Raw genomic sequence first — 17,834 nt, forward strand, 5'->3', positions numbered from 1 at the left:
ATTTATGCGCAATGCTCAAGGCGGGAATGGTGTAATTAGATGTCACGGCAGGCATTGACTGCCTGCCGTGAGGGAGATCAGTTCTTCTCAGGCGGGAAAACGAGGTTCAGCACGATAGCGGTGATACCGCCCGCGGCAATGCCGGAAGAGAGCAGGTTTTTCACCCAGTCCGGCGCAAACTGCAGGATCAGCGGCTGCTGGGAAACACCCAGACCAACGGCCAGCGACAGCGCGATAATCATGATTGCGCGGCGGTTCAGCGGCTCGCGGGAGACGATACGCACGCCGGAGGCCGCGATAGTCCCAAACATCACCAGCGTTGCGCCGCCCAGCACCGGCTCAGGAATGTGCTGCACAAAGCCGCTCACCGCCGGGAACAGGCCGAGGACGATCAGCATCAGCGCCACCACGAAACCAACGTAGCGGCTGGCCACGCCGGTCAGCTGGATCACACCGTTGTTCTGGCCGAAGCAGGAGTTCGGGAAGGTGTTGAATACCGCAGAGACAAACGAGTTCAGGCCGTTCGCCAGTACGCCGCCTTTCAGACGCTTCATGTACAGCGGGCCGGAAACCGGCTGCTCAGAGACGTCGGAGGTAGCGGTGATATCACCGATGGTCTCCAGAGAAGTAATCATAAAGACCAGCATCAGCGGCAGGAGCAGACCCCAGTCTATGCCCAGGCCGTAATAAAGCGGCGTTGGGACGGTGATCAGCGCGCTGTTGGTCGGCGCGGTGTTCTCCGGCAGCATCCCCAGCGCCCACGCCAGCAGATAGCCCGCTGCCATGGCGATCACCAGCGAGGCCACGCGCAGGTAAGGGTTACGCTGACGGTTAAGCAAAATAATGATCGCCAGCACCACGCCCGCCAGCAGCAGGTTTTTCGGCGCGCCGAAGGTGTGGTCGCTTATTGCCGCGTAGCCGCCACCGATGGAGGTGAGGCCCACCTGAATCAGCGACAGGCCGATAATCATCACTACCACGCCGGAAACCAGCGGGGTGATCACACGGCGAGCCAAGTGCAGCACGCGTGAGATGACCATCTCCGTGCAGCTTGCCAGCATCAGCGTGCCGAACAGCGCCGCCATCATGGTCGGAACATCCGCACCGCCGGTTTTCAGCGCCGTACCGCCCATGATCAGCGGCGCCACGAAGTTAAAGCTGGTGCCCTGAATCGACAGTAGCCCAGACCCCACCGGGCCCCAGGCTTTAATTTGAATAATGGAGGCCACGCCGGAGGCGAACAGAGACATACTGATAATGTGCTGCGTGTCCTGCGCCGGTAAACCGAGTGCCTGGCAAATCAGCAGCGCCGGGGTGATCACCGCAACAAACATCGCCAGAAGATGCTGGCAGGCGGCAAAAAGCGTCTGCGGCAGCGGCGGTCGGTCTTCAAGGCGGTAAATCAGTTCGCTATTTTGCTTCTGCGCAATCGGTTGCGCATCTGGCGATTCTATGGTGTTAACGGACATCGGCGGCAATCCCACGGTGGAAAAGCGGGCATTTTATCTGACCACTTGGTAAAAGCAAACGATTGCCAGCAAAAAAAAGGAAGAAAATCTGCCGCTGTGAGCAGGTTTTTTACAACCTACCGGAAAAAAAAATTACACTTTTTGCGCCGGGGGCTCATGACGAGCGCAAACCGGCCCAGGATAACGCCGCGTGTGTATGGAATACGCGCATAACAGGAGCCTTTTATGATTCATCTCGATACGTTGTCGACCCTTGTTGCCGCAACGCTGGTTCTTCTGCTTGGTCGCAAGCTGGTCCACAGCGTTTCCTTTCTGAAAAAATACACTATTCCTGAACCTGTCGCCGGCGGTCTGCTGGTGGCGCTGGCCTTGCTGATACTGAAAAAAAGCATGGGCTGGGAAATTGATTTTGACATGTCCCTGAAAGACCCGCTGATGCTGGCTTTCTTTGCCACCATCGGCCTGAACGCCAACCTGGCGAGCCTGCGCTCGGGCGGTAAGGTGCTCGGCGTATTCCTGATTGTGGTGGTGGGGCTGCTGCTGATGCAGAACGCCATTGGCATCGGTATGGCAACGCTGCTGGGGCTGGATCCGCTGATGGGGCTGCTGGCGGGGTCGATTACCCTTTCGGGCGGTCACGGCACCGGCGCGGCGTGGAGCAAGCTGTTCATCGAACGCTACGGTTTTGAAAACGCGACGGAAGTGGCGATGGCCTGCGCGACCTTTGGCCTGGTACTGGGTGGCCTGATTGGCGGCCCGGTAGCGCGTTATCTGGTGAAGCACTCCACCACGCCGAACGGCAGGCCAGACGATGAAATGGTGCCGACCGCGTTTGAAAAACCGGACGTTGGCCGCAGCATCACCTCGCTGGTGATGATTGAAACCATCGCGATGATTGCCATCTGCCTGACCGTGGGCAAAGTGGTTGCGCAATGGCTGGCGGGAACGGCGTTTGAACTGCCGACCTTTGTCTGCGTGCTGTTTATCGGGGTGATCCTGAGCAACGGTCTGGCGCTGATGGGCTTCTACCGCGTGTTTGAACGGGCGGTATCGGTGCTCGGCAACGTCTGCCTGTCGCTGTTCCTGGCGATGGCGCTGATGAGCCTGAAGCTGTGGGAGCTGGCCTCGCTGGCGCTGCCGATGGTGGCGATTCTGGCGGTGCAGGCGCTGTTTATGGCGCTGTATGCCATGTTCGTGACCTGGCGCATGATGGGGAAAAACTATGATGCGGCGGTGCTGGCGGCCGGTCACTGCGGGTTTGGTCTGGGGGCTACCCCCACGGCTATCGCCAACATGCAGGCGATCACCGAACGGTTCGGGCCATCGCATATGGCGTTTCTGGTGGTCCCGATGGTCGGCGCATTCTTCATTGATATCGTCAACGCGCTGGTGATCAAGCTGTACCTGATGCTGCCGATATTTGCCTGAGATCAGGCGTTGGAATACCGTTCGGTTTCTGGCATCCAGCGCTCAATTAACGCTGCCGCCTGTTCGGGGTAGCGTTCATGAATATGGCGCGCAAGGCGCTGAACTTCGGGGATCATGGCCTGATCGCGCAGTAAATCCGCCACTTTGAATTCAGCATTTCCCGTCTGGCGCGTGCCCAGTAGTTCGCCCGGGCCGCGTATCTCCAGGTCTTTTTGCGCAATCACAAAGCCGTCGTTGCTGTCGCGCAGCACCTGCAGTCGCATCTGGGCGGTTTTTGAAAGCGGTGCTTTGTAAAGCAGCACGCAGTGAGACGCTACCGCGCCGCGGCCAACGCGCCCGCGCAGCTGGTGGAGCTGGGCAAGCCCCAGACGTTCCGGGTTTTCGATGATCATCAAACTGGAGTTGGGTACGTCAACGCCCACTTCGATGACCGTCGTCGCGACCAGCAAATGCAGTTCCCCCTGTTTGAAGGATTGCATCACCGCCTGCTTCTCGGCAGGCTTCATGCGGCCGTGAACCAGGCCAACGTTCAGCTCGGGCAGTGCCAGCTTGAGCTCTTCCCACGTCGCTTCGGCGGCCTGGGCTTCCAGCAGTTCAGACTCTTCAATCAGGGTACAGACCCAGTAGGCCTGACGCCCTTCATGGGTGCAGGCATTGCGCACCCGGTCAATGATGTCGCTGCGGCGCGTATCCGGTATGGCGACCGTCGTCACCGGCGTTCGGCCCGGCGGCAGTTCGTCGATGGTAGAGGTATCCAGATCGGCGTAGGCGGTCATCGCCAGGGTACGCGGGATCGGCGTGGCGGTCATGATCAGCTGATGCGGGTGGAAGCCCTGCTGCAGCCCTTTTTCCCACAGCGCCAGACGCTGATGCACGCCGAAGCGGTGCTGCTCGTCGATAATCACCAGCGCGAGGCCGTTAAACTGCACCTGCTCCTGAAAGATAGCGTGTGTGCCGACAATCATCTGCACCTGGCCGCTGGCGATGGCCTCCTGTTGCGCAAGACGCGCTTTGCCTTTTTGCTTTCCGGCAAGCCAGCCCACTTCAATCCCGAGCGGTGCGAACCAGGCGCGGAAATTGTTGGCGTGTTGTTCAGCCAGCAGTTCGGTGGGTGCCATCAGCGCGACCTGTTTGCCGTGGGCAATCGCGCGCAGGGCGGCCAGGGCGGCAACCAGCGTTTTACCTGAACCTACGTCGCCCTGCACCAGGCGCATCATCGGTACGTCGAGCGCCATATCGCGCTCAATCTCGGCGGTGACGCGCGCCTGCGCGCCGGTGGGCTTAAAGGGCAGCGAGGCCAGCAGCTTATCTTTGAGCACATCATTCGGGCTTAACGGCTGAGCGTGGAAACGCTGCGCGCCGGCGCGCAACGCCAGCATGCTCAGGTTATGCGCCAGTAATTCCTCAAGGATAAGACGCCGTTGAGCGGGGTGTTTACCGCTTTCTAAATCGCTGAGCTGCAGCGTTGGCGGCGGGCGGTGCAGGGTGCGCAGCGCCTCGGGCAGGCTCATCATCCCCTGAGCCAGTTCTGGCGGCAGCAGTTCGGTAATGGCGCAGGTATCCAGCAGTTCCAGCGCCTGATCGGTGAGCTTACGCAGTGTCGCCTGCTTAACGCCTTCGGTCGTCGGGTAAACCGGGGTGAGCGTCTCCTGCAGTTCCGGCGTGCTGAGATCGCCCTGTACGCGGTACTCCGGGTGGATCATCTCTGCGCCGTATTTCCCGCGTTTAGCTTCGCCATAGGCCAGCACTCTGCGGCCTGTCGCCAGGCTGTTTTTCATTGCAGCGCTGAAGTTGAAGAAACGCATGGTGAGGATGCCGGTGCCGTCGCTGATCTGACAGGTCATCATCCGGCGTCCGCCGAAAGTGATATTGCAGTTCAGGACTTCGCCTTCAACGGTGGCGTAAATGGCGGGAAGCAGATCGCCAATCTTGTAGAGCTGAGTGCGGTCTTCGTAACGCAGGGGGAGGTGAAGCAGGAGATCCTGCACGGTGTGCAGGCCAATTTTTGCCAGCTTATTGCTTTGCGCCGCGCCCACGCCCGTCAGGCTGTTGAGCGGGATAGCATCCAGCAGGCGGCCTTTCATCGGTTACCCGGCGTACTGCATGGTGGCCCACCACTCGGCATCGGCTTCAATTTCGCCCTGCGCGTTGACGTGGGGGTAAGGCAATTTTTTCTGCTTCGCAACGCGTGCCAGCACCGGATAGCCACCTTCAAACAGCAGGCGCTGCTGTTCTTCTTCCGGCAGAATGCTGTTGCTGCGCTCGTACATCCCGGCGTTCTGACGCTGGCGCTGCGCTTCATACAGAATGAGCGCGGACGCCACGGAGACGTTAAGGGACTGGACCATGCCGATCATCGGAATGATGATGTCCCGATCCGCCAGATCCAGCGCTTCCTGGGAGATCCCGGTTTTCTCCTGACCCATCAAAATGCAGGTCGGGCGGGTATAGTCGATCTCGCGGAAATCCACGGCCTTATCGGACAGGTTTGTCGCCAGGATCTGCATCCCGCGTCCTTTCAGATGCGATACGGCATCGCCAATCGTCTGGTGAGATTTGACGGATACCCAGCTGTTACTGCCTGCCGCAGCAGAGACCATGGTTCGCATCCGGTGACCCTGCCAGACGGCGTGCACTTCATGCACGCCGACGGCATCTGCGGTACGGACGATGGCAGAGACGTTATGAGGTTTATGCACCTGCTCCATGCAGACCGTCAGGTCAGGCTGGCGTCTGGCGAGCATTTCGCAGATACGGGCATAACGTTGTGAATTCATAAACCTAGTTTCGGTTTCGGGTGACTTTAATCACGTCCGGCATGACGCGGATCTTGCGCATAATGTTCGCCAGATGCACGCGGTCGCGAGCGGTCAGACGAATAAAGGCGCTATAGACGCGGCCGTCTTTTTCTTCCGTATTCAGGCTCTGAATGTTGGACGAGGCCGTGTTGATGGCTGCCGTCAGGTTCGCCAGGGCACCCTGGTGGTTGAACATATCCACCTTAATTTCGGTGATAAATTCCTGCGCCGTCTCTTTATCCCACTCGACCGCCATAAACTTCTCGGCTTCTTTCTGGTAGCCGCGAATGTTACGACAGGATTCATGGTGGATAACCAGCCCTTTGCCCGGACTGACGTGCGCAATAATCGGGTCGCCAGGGATTGGACGGCAACATTTTGCGAAGGTGATCAGCACCCCGTCCGCGCCTTTGATCGGCAGATGAGCATGGCCGGATGCGCCTGGAGCAGATGGCGTCGCTTCGCCCTGCTGCAGGTTTTTCGCCACCACGACGCTCATCGCGTTACCCAGACCAATTTCCGCCAGCAGATCGTCCAGAGACGTGAGCTTCATACGGTCGAGTTCACGCTGAATATGCTCCGGTGGGATCTCAGCCAGCTTGCGGCTGCCGCCCAACGCGTGGTTGAGCAGGCGACGCCCCAGGCTCACGGAGTCATCGCGCTTGAGGTTTTTCAACAGCTGACGAATTTTGGCGCGCGCTTTGGAACTCACGACAAAGTTCAGCCAGGCCGCGTTCGGACGTGCGCCCGGCGCGGTAATAATTTCGACCGTCTGGCCACTGGAGAGCGGCTGAGACAGCGGGTAAGGCTGTCTGTCGACGCGCGCGCCCACGCAGGCGTGCCCGATATCGGTATGCACGGCGTAGGCGAAGTCGACCGGCGTTGCGCCCGCAGGCAGTTCGACAATGCGGCCTTCTGGGGTGAAAACGTAAATCTCATCCGGGAAGAGATCGGATTTAACGCTCTCGATAAATTCGAACGAGCTACCCGCACTCTGCTGAAGCTCCAGCAGGCTCTGCATCCAGCGCTGGGCGCGGATTTGCGCGGTGGTGCTGCTTTCGCCACCATGCTCTTTGTAAGCCCAGTGCGCGGCTACACCCATCTCTGCCATCTGGTCCATGTCTTCGGTGCGGATCTGCACTTCAACAGGCACGCCGTGCGGACCGATCATCGAGGTATGCAAAGATTGATAGCCGTTCGCTTTCGGAATAGCGATGTAATCTTTCATGCGCCCCGGGCGCGGTTTATAGAGGCTGTGCATCTGCCCCAGCACGCGGTAGCAGGTGTCAGAGTCGTGGACGATTACGCGGAACGCGTAGATATCCATGATCGAGTGAAAACGCTGCTCTTTGAGCACCATTTTGCAGTAGATGGAGTAAAGATGTTTTTCGCGACCGCTGACGCGGCACGGGATTCCCGCTTCCTGCAAACGCCCTTCAATTTCAGAGAGGATCTTTTGAATCATCTCTTTACGGTTACCGCGTGCGGCTTTCACCACCTCTTTAATCACGCGATAGCGGTTCGGGTACAACGCTTCAAAGCCCAGCTCTTCCAGCTCGGTTTTGATGTGGTGGATACCTAAACGGTGCGCCAGCGGACTGTAAATTTCGAGGGTTTCACGGGCAATGCGGCGACGTTTATCCGGGCGAAGTGAGCCCAGCGTGCGCATGTTGTGGGTACGGTCAGCGAGTTTGATGAGAATGACGCGGATATCCTGCACCATCGCCATAATCATCTTGCGGAAGTTTTCGGCTTGCGCCTCTTTCTTGTCGCGGAATTTCAGCTTATCAAGCTTAGAGACCCCTTCCACCAGCTCGGCAACGCTTTTGCCAAACAGCTGTTCCATATCCTGGTAGGTGGCAGGGGTATCTTCGATCACGTCGTGCAGCAGGGCGGCCATCAGCGTTTCGTAGTCGAGTTTCATCTCGGCCAGAATACAGGCTACCGCAACCGGATGCGTGATGTAGGGTTCACCGCTTGAACGTGTCTGGCCCTCGTGAGCGTCACGTGCAACGAGATACGCCTGCTGAAGACGCTTAATCTGGTCTTCAGGCAGGTAGGTTTGAATCAGTTGATTCAGGCTTTCAAACAGATACAAGGGCGACCCGCAGGTTTAATTAACGACGACCTTCAGCAATGGCGGTTACGGCCTGCAGTTCTGCGGCTTCCTGCTCTTGCTGCTCCTGGCGCTCACGCACGTCGAGGATCTGGTTGTTGATCAGACCTTCTTCGATTTCGCGAAGTGCAATAACGGTGGTTTTATCGTTTTCTTCCGGTACCAGCGGATCTTTACCGCCCACCTGCATCTGACGAGCGCGACGCGCGGCGACCAGCACCAGGTCAAAACGGTTACCAATTTTCTCTACAGCGTCCTGAACAGTTACGCGTGCCATACTTAAAATGCTCCACAGGTGAAGAAATGACTGGGCATGATACTGAAAGTGGGTTCAGTCTGCCAACAGTTTGGTGATTAATGCGTCATGTCGCTGCTTCTGGCGGCTCATACGCAGTCGTTCTGCGCGAAGAATGGTTTTGAGATCGCTCAGCGCGGCATCAAAATCATCATTCACAATAAGGTAATCATATTCCGCGTAATGGCTCATTTCTGCAACTGCCTGTTCCATACGCTTTGCGATGACTTCTTCACTGTCCTGACCGCGGCCACGCAGGCGGCGATCCAGCTCATCCTTCGACGGCGGTAAAATAAAGATACTGCGCGAGTCAGGCATTTTCTTGCGAATTTGCTGTGCGCCCTGCCAGTCGATGTCGAGGAACACATTTACACCCGTCGCCAGAACCTGCTCAATGGTTTCACGCGAGGTGCCGTAGTAGTTACCAAACACTTCTGCGTGTTCAAGAAACGCATCTCTGCCGATCATCGCTCTGAACTCGTCGTGATCCACAAAGAAATAGTGTTCACCGTGCACTTCACCCGGACGCGGCGCTCGCGTGGTGTGAGAAACAGAAACCTGTGTGTCGTACAACGGTTGGGTTTTTAACAGTGCCTGAATAAGGCTGGATTTACCCGCGCCGCTAGGGGCAGAAACAATATAAAGCGTGCCTTGAGCCATGAGAGTCTTTTGTATGTGTTAACGAAGAAGTCCTACATACGGGCTTATTATACACGTCGCCGCTGTGTGACGTAGCCTTTGTCACACTTTTTCCCCTGGATTATTGAATTTTGCGTACCGTTTTCAGGTTTTACCTGCGGTTTGCCGCAATAAAAATTAACGCTGGATAGCGCCTCGCAACGTGAAAGGTTGCTATTAGCGTCGTTTCTCACGTCAGGTTATACCTCCTGCATTGCAGAGGAGGGATAGCGATGTGGCGGTGGATAAGCGGGTTAATGCTGTTGTGGTGTGGTTACGGGGCGGCGGTGTGCCCGGTGTGGTCACAGGCAAAAGCCGAAAAAGAGATTGCGTCATTAAGTGCACAAATCAAACGCTGGGATGAGGCTTACTGGAAGCTGGGGGTGAGCGAGGTCAGTGACGAAGTGTATGACCAGCTCAATGGCCGTTTAACCCAGTGGCAGCGCTGTTTCGACAACGATTTTGCTGAGAGCGCCCTTCCTGCGCTGGAGGGAAACGTAAAACATCCTGTTGCCCATACGGGGGTACGTAAAGCAGCCAGCAAAGAAGCGCTGGGTCACTGGATGCACGGCCGGAAAAATCTCTGGATGCAGCCAAAAGTCGATGGCGTGGCGGTGACGCTGGTGTATCGCAACGGAAAGCTAGCGCGGGCCATCAGCCGTGGTAATGGGCTAAAAGGCGAGGACTGGACGGCCCGCGTGCGTTTGATCCCGTCCGTGCCCAAGGAGGTATCCGGCGCGCTTGCAAACAGCGTCTTACAGGGGGAGCTTTTCTGGCTACGCGAAAACCACGTCCAGCGGCAGATGGGCGGAATGAATGCTCGCGCAAAAGTGGCGGGTGCGATGATGCGACAAAAGGACAACGCGCTTCTGAGCCAGACAGGAATATTTATCTGGGCCTGGCCGGATGGACCGAAGGGAATGGAAAACAGGCTTTCTGAGCTGTCCAGCGCAGGCTTTTCCCTGACGGCGCGCTATACGTTGCCCGTACAAGCGGTTGATGCTGTTGAAAAACAGCGTTTGGCCTGGCAAAACACGGCATTGCCCTTTGCCACGGATGGCATAGTGGTTCGGTCTGCGGAGTCACCTACAGGGGAAAGTTGGCTGCCCGGCGAAGGCAACTGGATTATCGCGTGGAAATATTCGCCTGCGGCACAGGTCGCAGAGGTCAGGAATATTCTTTTTTCCGTGGGGCGCACGGGCAAAATTTCTGTCGTGGCGGCACTTGAGCCTGTGCAGTTGAACGATAAACGGGTGCAGCGAGTGAGTCTCGGTTCGGTTGGGCGCTGGCAGAGGCTGGATATTGCCCCGGGCGATCAGATCCAGGTCAGCCTGGCAGGGCAGGGTATCCCCCGGTTTGATAAGGTGGTCTGGCGAGGGGCGGACAGACAAAAACCAGAGCCTCCGGCCTCGCGTTATCACTCCCTGAGTTGCTTTTATGCCTCGCCGGAGTGTATGGAACAGTTCTTTGCCCGGCTGACGTGGCTCAGTTCAAAGCAGGTATTCAACATTGAAGGATTAGGTGAGTCAGGCTGGCGCACACTCTGGCAGGCGCATCATTTTGAACATCTCTTTTCGTGGCTGCTATTAACGCAGGAGCAGCTGCAGTCGACGCCGGGATTCTCTGCCGCACGCGGGCTGGCGCTCTGGCATCGCTTGAATCAGGTGCATGAGCAGCCTTTTATCCGCTGGATTATGGCGCTGGGTGTACCGCTGCCACAGGCCTCGCTGAAGGCGTTGGAAGATGTGTCGTGGCAGAAGATGAGCGAACGCAGTGAAAAGGCCTGGCAGGCCTTGCCGGGTACGGGTGAGGAGAAGGCGCGGCAAATCGTTGCCTGGCTGCACGCGCCAGAGATCGATGTGCTGGTCAGGTGGCTTGCTCAGCAGCACATCAATGGGTTCTGAGATCAGTGGGCGCTGTGCTTATAGTGAAACACGGGCAATCCGAGCTTCAGACGCAGCGCCAGCATGCGGGCCGTAAAGCCAAACAGCAGCGTGGAGATGACCACCACGTCGTGGTTTGAAACGTAATGCTGCAGGGCAATGTAGAGCACCGCTGCGGCGAAGGAGATGCCGGCATACAGCTCTTTTTGGAAGACCAGAGGAATGCGTTTGCAGAACATATCGCGCAGCACGCCGCCGAATACGCCCGTGACCACGGCGGCAATGGTGGCGATAACCGGGCCTTCCCCCATATCGAGCGCGATTTGTGCACCGATGATAGAAAAGACGATCAGCCCCAGTGCATCAAGCACCAGGAACAGGCGGCGCAGATGGGGCATAACGGGTGCCACTATGGTGGTTAATACGGCAGCCGTTGCGACGATAATCACATACTCAGGATGTTTCACCCAGCCGAGCGGGTAATGGCCAAGCAGGATATCGCGCACGGAACCGCCGCCCAGCGCGGTTGCAGTGGCAATAATGATCACACCGAAGGTGTCCATCCGGCGACGCCCGGCGGCAAGAGCGCCAGTCATGGCTTCGGCGGTGATACCAATAAGATAAAGAATGTGAAGCAGCATATATCCTCCGGTGTGAACGCGGAAAGGTTAGCGATTTGTGCGCAAAATCACGATTGAGATTTTCTAAGGCGATTGGGTTTCACCTATAAAATTTAATCAATACATGTTGAATATCTTTGATTCTTGGCTGCTGAATTTGAAAAGAGGCGGGAATTCGGATTAGAAATAATAATGGATGGCGTCAGCCGACGCCACCCAAAAAGCGATTACTCAATATTCTGGATCTGCTCGCGCATCTGCTCAATCAGAACCTTGAGTTCAATCGCTGAGTTGGTCACTTCAGCGTTGATAGACTTAGACGCCAAAGTGTTCGACTCGCGGTTGAACTCCTGCATCATAAAGTCCAGGCGGCGGCCTACAGCTTCCTTCTTCTTCAGGATGTTATAGGTCTCTTTCACGTGCGCTTCCAGACGATCCAGCTCTTCGGCAACATCGATACGCTGCGCCATCAGCACCAGCTCTTGTTCCAGACGGGTGTTTTCCAGCTGAACTTCCGCTTCTTCCAGCTTGGCGACCAGACGCTCGCGTTGCCATTGCAGCACTTCCGGCATGTGGGTGCGGACTTTGGCTACTTCAGCGCTGACGCCTTCAAGGCGCTGCTCAATCATCGCTTTCAGCGCCTGACCTTCGGTTTCGCGGGCAACGATAAAGTCATCCAGCGTGCCGTCGAGGGCTGCCAGAATTTCTGCGGCAATCGCGTCCAGATCCTGCTCGCCGGCGGCCATGACGCCAGGCCAGCGCAGAATATCAACCGGGTTGATTTCGCCTTCATCGCTCTGCATTTTGACCCAGTTCGCCGCATTCACGAGCTGTTTCGCCAGTTTTTCGTTGAGGATCAGCTCGCCCTGTGCGCTGGCATCGGGCTCAAAGCGCAGGTTGCATTCCACTTTCCCGCGGGTCAGACGCGTACGGATACGCTCGCGCACCACAGGTTCAAGGCTGCGGAACTGTTCCGGCATACGGAAATATGTTTCCAGATAGCGCTGGTTTACCGAACGCATTTCCCAGGTAGCGCTACCCCAGCTACCCTTGATTTCACGCCGGGCGTAGGCGGTCATACTGCGGATCATAGACATTCCCGTTTTTAAAGGAGAGATGGGGGGATTATAGCTTTCGGGGGCTTCTCAGGATAGGAATAAGCGTCCTTTATCCGTATAATGCGCAGCCACATTCGTTTCAAGCCGGAGAATCCATCATGCGTCCATCAGGTCGTAGCGCCAATCAGGTGCGTCCCGTCACCCTGACCCGTAACTATACAAAACACGCTGAAGGCTCCGTGCTGGTTGAGTTTGGTGACACCAAAGTGCTTTGCACCGCGTCCATCGAAGAAGGCGTTCCGCGCTTTCTGAAAGGTCAGGGCCAGGGCTGGATCACCGCCGAGTACGGCATGCTGCCACGCGCGACCCATACCCGTAACGCCCGTGAAGCGGCAAAGGGTAAGCAGGGTGGACGTACCATGGAAATCCAGCGCCTGATCGCACGTGCGCTGCGCGCCGCCGTTGACCTGAAAATCCTCGGTGAATTCACTATTACCCTGGACTGCGACGTGATTCAGGCAGATGGCGGCACGCGTACCGCGTCCATTACCGGTGCCTGTGTGGCGCTGGCCGATGCCCTGAACAAGCTGGTTGCAGCCGGTAAGCTGAAAACCAACCCTATGAAAGGGATGGTCGCGGCGGTTTCCGTGGGGATCGTTAATGGTGAAGCGCTTTGCGATCTGGAATATGTTGAAGATTCTGCCGCCGAGACCGACATGAACGTGGTGATGACTGAAGATGGTCGCATCATTGAGGTGCAGGGGACGGCGGAAGGTGAGCCGTTCACCCATGAAGAACTTCTCTCCCTGCTGGCGTTGGCCCGAGGGGGAATCGAATCCATTGTAACGACGCAAAAAGCGGCGTTAGAAAATTGATTTTAAAGGCGACCAATGAGTCGCCTTTTTTTTGCCTGTAAGACAGAAAAAACCAAAGGAGCGAATCCATGAAATCGTATCAGCGCCAGTTTATTGAGTTTGCGATTAATAAACAGGTACTTAAGTTTGGCGAATTTACGCTGAAATCCGGGCGTAAGAGCCCGTATTTCTTCAACGCCGGGCTGTTTAATACCGGGCGCGATCTGGCACTGTTAGGCCGCTTCTATGCCGAAGCGCTGGTGGATTCCGGGATTGATTTCGACCTGCTGTTTGGCCCTGCGTACAAGGGCATTCCGATTGCAACCACCACGGCGGTGGCGTTGGCGGAGCACCATGACCGTGATGTGCCGTACTGCTTTAACCGCAAAGAGGCCAAAACCCACGGTGAAGGCGGTAATCTTGTGGGCAGTGCGCTGCAGGGCCGCGTGATGCTGGTCGACGACGTGATTACCGCAGGCACCGCGATCCGTGAATCTATGGAGATTATCCAGGCCAACGGTGCGACGCTGGCTGGCGTGCTGATTTCTCTTGATCGTCAGGAGCGCGGTCGCGGCGATATCTCTGCTATCCAGGAAGTAGAGCGTGATTACAGCTGCAAAGTGACCTCTATCATCACCCTGAAAGACCTGATTGCGTATCTGGAAGAGAAGCCAGAGATGGCGGATCACCTGGCGGCGGTGCGGGCGTATCGCGAAGAGTTTGGCGTGTAATTAAAATGCCCGGCGGCGCTACGCTTACCGGGCCTGCGGTGCTACTGCAGCTGCGCTGCCACTAACGGCCAGCGGGCGTCAAAATCGTCCGTTGGTCGGTATTTGAATTCGCTGCGCACAAAGCGGGAGAGCATGCCTTCACAAAACGCCAGTATCTGGCTTGCCAGCAATGTCTCATCCGTATTGTATCCTTCGCCTTCACGCATTTTCTTCTCGCGCAGCACCTGGCGCAGCTGCGCTTCAATACGCTCAAAAAGCTGATTGATGCGGCCCTGCAGCCTGTCCTGCTCAAACATTAGCGCGTGGCCGGTCAGGATACGGGTTAAACCCGGATTGCGCTCCCCAAAGCCCAGAATTAACAGCACAATCAGACGAAGACGCGCGGTGGTATCTTTTTCATCTTTCAGAATCAGGTTAATGCGCGTGATCAGACTGTCTTCAATAAACTCGATCAGGCTGTCGAACATTTTTGTTTTGCTGGGGAAATGACGATACAGCGCCGCCTCAGACACGCCCACAGAGGCGGCCAGTTTGGCGGTGGTGATGCGTTGACTGCCATCGCTGGATTCAAGCATCAGAGCCAGAGATTGAAGTATTTCTTCGCGACGATTCCTTTTCGCGGTTTGTTTTTCTGCCATGTTACAAAATACCCCTGAAAATAAGCACTTGCCAGGCTGGCATCCACACAGCGACCGCAAACTGACGTTTGCGGTTTGTTATTGCGTTATGGCGCTGCGAGATACGTGTGTCGGGCGGTTATTTGCGCCCGGAATGGCCGAAGCCGCCTTCGCCACGGTCGGTGGCATCAAAGTCTGCCACCAGGTTAAATTCTGCCTGTACCACCGGTACAAAAACCATCTGCGCGATACGCTCGCCAGGTTCAATGGTGAAGCTGTCCTGACCACGGTTCCAGACGGACACCATCAGCTGACCCTGGTAGTCGGAGTCGATCAGGCCGACCAGGTTACCCAGCACTACGCCGTGCTTATGGCCCAGACCCGAGCGCGGCAGGATGACTGCCGCCAGAGACGGGTCTGCAATGTGGATCGCCAGGCCAGTCGGGATCAGGGTAGTGGCACCGGGAGCCAGTTCTACGGCGTCATCGAGACAGGCGCGCAGGTCAAGTCCGGCAGAGCCGGAGGTGGCATAGGTTGGCAGCGGGAATTGCTCGCCAACACGCGGGTCCAGAATCTTAACGTCGATTTTTTTCATCATAACGGGTAACGATCTCGTCCAGTAATTGTTGGCCCAGGAGTTCCTTGCGCTCAAGCGGTAAGATTTTATCTCCATCCTGCCAGAAAAGGTGCAGTGCGTTGCTGTCGCTATTAAATCCTTGCGTGGCCAGCGATACGTCGTTCGCGCAAATTAAATCGAGGTTTTTGCGGGTACGTTTTTGCCGGGCATATTCTTCCACATTATTCGTTTCTGCGGCAAATCCAACAACGTAAGGACGATGGCTTTTTAGTGCGGCGACACCGGCAACAATGTCCGGGTTTTTCACCATTTTCAGTGTTAATTCATCGCCTTGCTTTTTGATTTTAGACTCGGCGATGGTCTCGGCGCGATAGTCTGCCACGGCCGCACAGCCGATAAAAATCTGCTGGCGTTGCGCATGAGCCTGCACGGCGGCTTCCATCTCCAGCGCGGTGGTAACATTAATACGCTGTACAAAAGGTGGCGTAGGTAACGAGACCGGGCCGCTGACCAGCGTGACGTTAGCACCGCGTTTTGCCGCTGCGGCAGCAATTGCAAAGCCCATTTTGCCGGAGCTGTGGTTGGTGATGTAACGCACCGGGTCCAGCGGCTCGCGCGTCGGGCCCGCGGTAATCATGATGTTGAGATGTTGCAGGTCGTTGACAGGTGAAAAATGGGCGGCGGCCATATCCACAATCGTCAACGGGTCGAGCATACGCCCCGGGCCAACGTCGCCGCAGGCCTGGCTGCCGCTGTCCGGGCCCCAGACAAGCAGGCCGCGCGAAGCCAGCGTCTCCAGATTATGCTGGGTGGCGGCATTGCGGTACATCTGCTGGTTCATGGCGGGCACAACGGCGACGGGCGCAGGCGTCGCGAGGCAAATGGTCGAAACCAGATCGTTCGCCATACCAGCCGCCACGCGGGCAATTAAATCTGCCGTGGCAGGGGCAAGAATCACCAGATCGGCCCATTTCCCAAGCTCAATATGCCCCATCGCGGCTTCGGCGGCCGGATCGAGCAGGCTGTCAGATACCGGGTATCCTGAAACCGCCTGCAGGCTCAGAGGGGTGATAAAGGCTTTACCGCCTTCGGTTATCGCGACCCGCACGTCCGCCCCGCGCTCGCGCAGACGACGCACCAGCTCAGGCGCTTTATAGGCAGCAATGCCGCCGCTCACGCCAAGAACGATTTTTTTACCGGCCAGGCTCATCATGATTCTTTCCTGTTGGGTTTCACCAGAGAGCGGGCATTTTACCACAATCCCAAATAGGGGGGTGATGAAGTCCTTTATGCACTTTGCGAGGCGCTACGCAAGAACGAAACCTCAGCGTCGAGCCCCGGATTTGCCTGTGGCAGCATAATGGCAAACAGAAGGAGGCCGGGCATGGAAGAGACTGAACTGCTGCTACCGCGCGAAAAAATGCTGCGTCATGGCGTCGCGTTATTAAAAGACGAGGAGCTGCTGGCGCTCTTTTTACGTACAGGTACGAAGGGAAAAACGGTATTTACGCTGGCGAAAAATCTGATAGACCATTTTGGTTCACTACATGGTTTGCTGACAGCCGAACTGGAGGCGTTTACGCACGTAGAAGGCATTGGCGTCGCGAAGTATGCCCAGTTACGGGGTATTGCTGAACTTGCCCGGCGATTTTATAACGTACAGATGGAGGAGCAAGATCCGATCCTTACCCCTGACATGACCCGCGAATTTTTGCAAAGCCAGCTATCTGGTCTGGAGCGGGAGATCTTTATGGTGATCTTTCTCGACAACAGGAACCGGGTACTGAAGCACAGCCGCCTGTTTTCGGGTACACTGAGCCACGTTGAGGTACATCCGCGTGAAATTGTGCGTGAAGCGATAAAAGTGAATGCAGCGGGGGTGATCCTCGCGCATAATCACCCCTCTGGCTGTGCAGAACCGAGCAGAGCTGACAAAGAAATCACCGAACGCATTATCAAATGCTGTCAATTCATGGACATTCGTGTTCTGGACCATCTGATAATTGGCCGCGGAGAGTACATTTCTTTTGCAGAACATGGCTGGATTTAGGCTATTTCTCGCGATCCATCGGGATCTTTGTCTGTTCGGGACTTGAGCACACCGCCGAGTCAGCGTATACTACGCCACCTTTGAGAATCTCGGGTTTGGCATTTGGGCCTGGCAATCGAGAGTTCACTTAGAACTACGCGATGACCGGGCTGTAAAGCCTGACGAGGCGCCGATACCCCATACGAAGCTCGAGCTAATTTGATTTTTGGAGAATAGACATGTCCCGAGTCTGCCAAGTTACTGGCAAGCGTCCGGTGACCGGTAACAACCGTTCCCACGCACTGAACGCGACTAAACGCCGTTTCCTGCCGAACCTGCACTCTCACCGTTTCTGGGTTGAGAGCGAGAAGCGTTTTGTCACCCTGCGTGTATCTGCTAAAGGTATGCGTGTAATCGATAAGAAAGGCATCGATACAGTTCTGTCTGAACTGCGTGCCCGTGGCGAAAAGTACTAAGTACTTAAAGAGGAAATAAATCATGGCTAAAGGTATTCGCGAGAAAATCAAGCTGGTTTCTTCTGCTGGTACAGGTCACTTCTACACCACCACGAAGAACAAACGTACTAAGCCGGAAAAACTGGAACTGAAAAAATTCGATCCAGTTGTACGCCAGCACGTACTGTACAAAGAAGCTAAAATCAAATAATTTTAGCCTCCTTGT

At 56.4% G+C, this 17,834-nt stretch carries 18 protein-coding genes; 7 read left to right on the forward strand and 11 right to left on the reverse strand.

From position 1 onward, the window contains the following. Positions 1 to 77 precede the first annotated feature (77 nt). Positions 78 to 1,469 carry a xanthine/proton symporter XanP gene (xanP, locus tag INF77_RS07905; protein WP_193531958.1) on the reverse strand — a complete coding sequence of 464 codons (1,392 nt, stop codon included), beginning with the start codon at positions 1,467 to 1,469 and terminating at the stop codon, positions 78 to 80. Between the two features lie 225 nt (positions 1,470 to 1,694). Between xanP and gltS the strand changes: the two genes are divergently transcribed. Next, positions 1,695 to 2,897 carry a sodium/glutamate symporter gene (gene gltS, locus INF77_RS07910; protein WP_047366905.1) on the forward strand — a complete coding sequence of 401 codons (1,203 nt, stop codon included), beginning with the start codon at positions 1,695 to 1,697 and terminating at the stop codon, positions 2,895 to 2,897. Between the two features lie 2 nt (positions 2,898 to 2,899). Here gltS and recG read toward each other — a convergent pair whose 3' ends face one another. The 5 genes from recG to gmk are packed head-to-tail and all read right to left on the reverse strand — an operon-like array spanning position 2,900 to position 8,766. Next, a complete protein-coding gene (recG, locus tag INF77_RS07915; RefSeq protein WP_047366906.1) occupies positions 2,900 to 4,981 on the reverse strand; it encodes an ATP-dependent DNA helicase RecG in 2,082 nt (693 codons plus the stop codon). A gap of 3 nt (positions 4,982 to 4,984) precedes the next feature. Beyond that, the gene (trmH, locus tag INF77_RS07920; RefSeq protein WP_193531959.1) at positions 4,985 to 5,674 is read right to left on the reverse strand and encodes a tRNA (guanosine(18)-2'-O)-methyltransferase TrmH; all 690 of its coding nucleotides are present in this window, start codon (positions 5,672 to 5,674) and stop codon (positions 4,985 to 4,987) included. A gap of 4 nt (positions 5,675 to 5,678) precedes the next feature. Further along, entirely contained in the window at positions 5,679 to 7,793 is a 2,115-nt protein-coding gene (gene spoT, locus INF77_RS07925) for a bifunctional GTP diphosphokinase/guanosine-3',5'-bis pyrophosphate 3'-pyrophosphohydrolase (RefSeq protein ID WP_028015011.1), read from the reverse strand. A 19-nt stretch (positions 7,794 to 7,812) separates the two neighbouring features. Continuing rightward, a complete protein-coding gene (gene rpoZ, locus INF77_RS07930; protein WP_000135058.1) occupies positions 7,813 to 8,088 on the reverse strand; it encodes a DNA-directed RNA polymerase subunit omega in 276 nt (91 codons plus the stop codon). Positions 8,089 to 8,142: 54 nt separating this feature from the next. Next, a complete protein-coding gene (gene gmk, locus INF77_RS07935) occupies positions 8,143 to 8,766 on the reverse strand; it encodes a guanylate kinase (protein WP_010426438.1) in 624 nt (207 codons plus the stop codon). A 251-nt stretch (positions 8,767 to 9,017) separates the two neighbouring features. Here gmk and ligB point away from each other — a divergent pair, with 251 nt between their 5' ends. Next, entirely contained in the window at positions 9,018 to 10,688 is a 1,671-nt protein-coding gene (gene ligB, locus INF77_RS07940) for an NAD-dependent DNA ligase LigB (protein ID WP_193531960.1), read from the forward strand. 2 nt (positions 10,689 to 10,690) lie between these two features. Here ligB and INF77_RS07945 read toward each other — a convergent pair whose 3' ends face one another. Next, positions 10,691 to 11,308 carry a trimeric intracellular cation channel family protein gene (locus INF77_RS07945; protein ID WP_023334014.1) on the reverse strand — a complete coding sequence of 206 codons (618 nt, stop codon included), beginning with the start codon at positions 11,306 to 11,308 and terminating at the stop codon, positions 10,691 to 10,693. Between the two features lie 206 nt (positions 11,309 to 11,514). Next, on the reverse strand, positions 11,515 to 12,378 hold the full coding sequence (locus INF77_RS07950; RefSeq protein ID WP_008502687.1) for a YicC/YloC family endoribonuclease: 864 nt from the start codon (positions 12,376 to 12,378) through the stop codon (positions 11,515 to 11,517). A 125-nt stretch (positions 12,379 to 12,503) separates the two neighbouring features. Here INF77_RS07950 and rph point away from each other — a divergent pair, with 125 nt between their 5' ends. Both rph and pyrE read left to right on the forward strand, forming a co-directional pair. After that, positions 12,504 to 13,220, forward strand: a complete 717-nt coding sequence (gene rph / locus INF77_RS07955) for a ribonuclease PH (RefSeq protein ID WP_010426431.1) — start codon at positions 12,504 to 12,506, stop codon at positions 13,218 to 13,220. Positions 13,221 to 13,288: 68 nt separating this feature from the next. Further along, entirely contained in the window at positions 13,289 to 13,930 is a 642-nt protein-coding gene (pyrE, locus tag INF77_RS07960) for an orotate phosphoribosyltransferase (RefSeq protein ID WP_041911672.1), read from the forward strand. Positions 13,931 to 13,971: 41 nt separating this feature from the next. Here pyrE and slmA read toward each other — a convergent pair whose 3' ends face one another. The 3 genes from slmA to coaBC form a co-directional block, all read right to left on the reverse strand. After that, the gene (gene slmA / locus INF77_RS07965) at positions 13,972 to 14,568 is read right to left on the reverse strand and encodes a nucleoid occlusion factor SlmA (RefSeq protein ID WP_028015015.1); all 597 of its coding nucleotides are present in this window, start codon (positions 14,566 to 14,568) and stop codon (positions 13,972 to 13,974) included. A 118-nt stretch (positions 14,569 to 14,686) separates the two neighbouring features. Further along, positions 14,687 to 15,145, reverse strand: a complete 459-nt coding sequence (gene dut, locus INF77_RS07970; RefSeq protein ID WP_015570042.1) for a dUTP diphosphatase — start codon at positions 15,143 to 15,145, stop codon at positions 14,687 to 14,689. Further along, positions 15,123 to 16,334 carry a bifunctional phosphopantothenoylcysteine decarboxylase/phosphopantothenate--cysteine ligase CoaBC gene (gene coaBC / locus INF77_RS07975; RefSeq protein WP_028015016.1) on the reverse strand — a complete coding sequence of 404 codons (1,212 nt, stop codon included), beginning with the start codon at positions 16,332 to 16,334 and terminating at the stop codon, positions 15,123 to 15,125. The genes dut and coaBC overlap by 23 nt, the downstream gene beginning before the upstream one ends. A 174-nt stretch (positions 16,335 to 16,508) precedes the next feature. On the opposite strand from coaBC, the gene radC reads away from it, so the two are divergent. The 3 genes from radC to rpmG all read left to right on the forward strand — a co-directional run bounded on the left by radC (position 16,509) and on the right by rpmG (position 17,819). Further along, the gene (radC, locus tag INF77_RS07980) at positions 16,509 to 17,174 is read left to right on the forward strand and encodes a DNA repair protein RadC (protein WP_028015017.1); all 666 of its coding nucleotides are present in this window, start codon (positions 16,509 to 16,511) and stop codon (positions 17,172 to 17,174) included. 218 nt (positions 17,175 to 17,392) lie between these two features. Next, on the forward strand, positions 17,393 to 17,629 hold the full coding sequence (gene rpmB, locus INF77_RS07985; RefSeq protein ID WP_002436699.1) for a 50S ribosomal protein L28: 237 nt from the start codon (positions 17,393 to 17,395) through the stop codon (positions 17,627 to 17,629). A 22-nt stretch (positions 17,630 to 17,651) separates the two neighbouring features. After that, entirely contained in the window at positions 17,652 to 17,819 is a 168-nt protein-coding gene (rpmG, locus tag INF77_RS07990; protein ID WP_003024094.1) for a 50S ribosomal protein L33, read from the forward strand. The last annotated feature ends 15 nt before the right edge of the window (positions 17,820 to 17,834 follow it).

The organism is Enterobacter cloacae complex sp. P1B (genome assembly GCF_014982345.1).
In the GTDB taxonomy this organism is placed as follows: domain Bacteria; phylum Pseudomonadota; class Gammaproteobacteria; order Enterobacterales; family Enterobacteriaceae; genus Enterobacter; species Enterobacter bugandensis.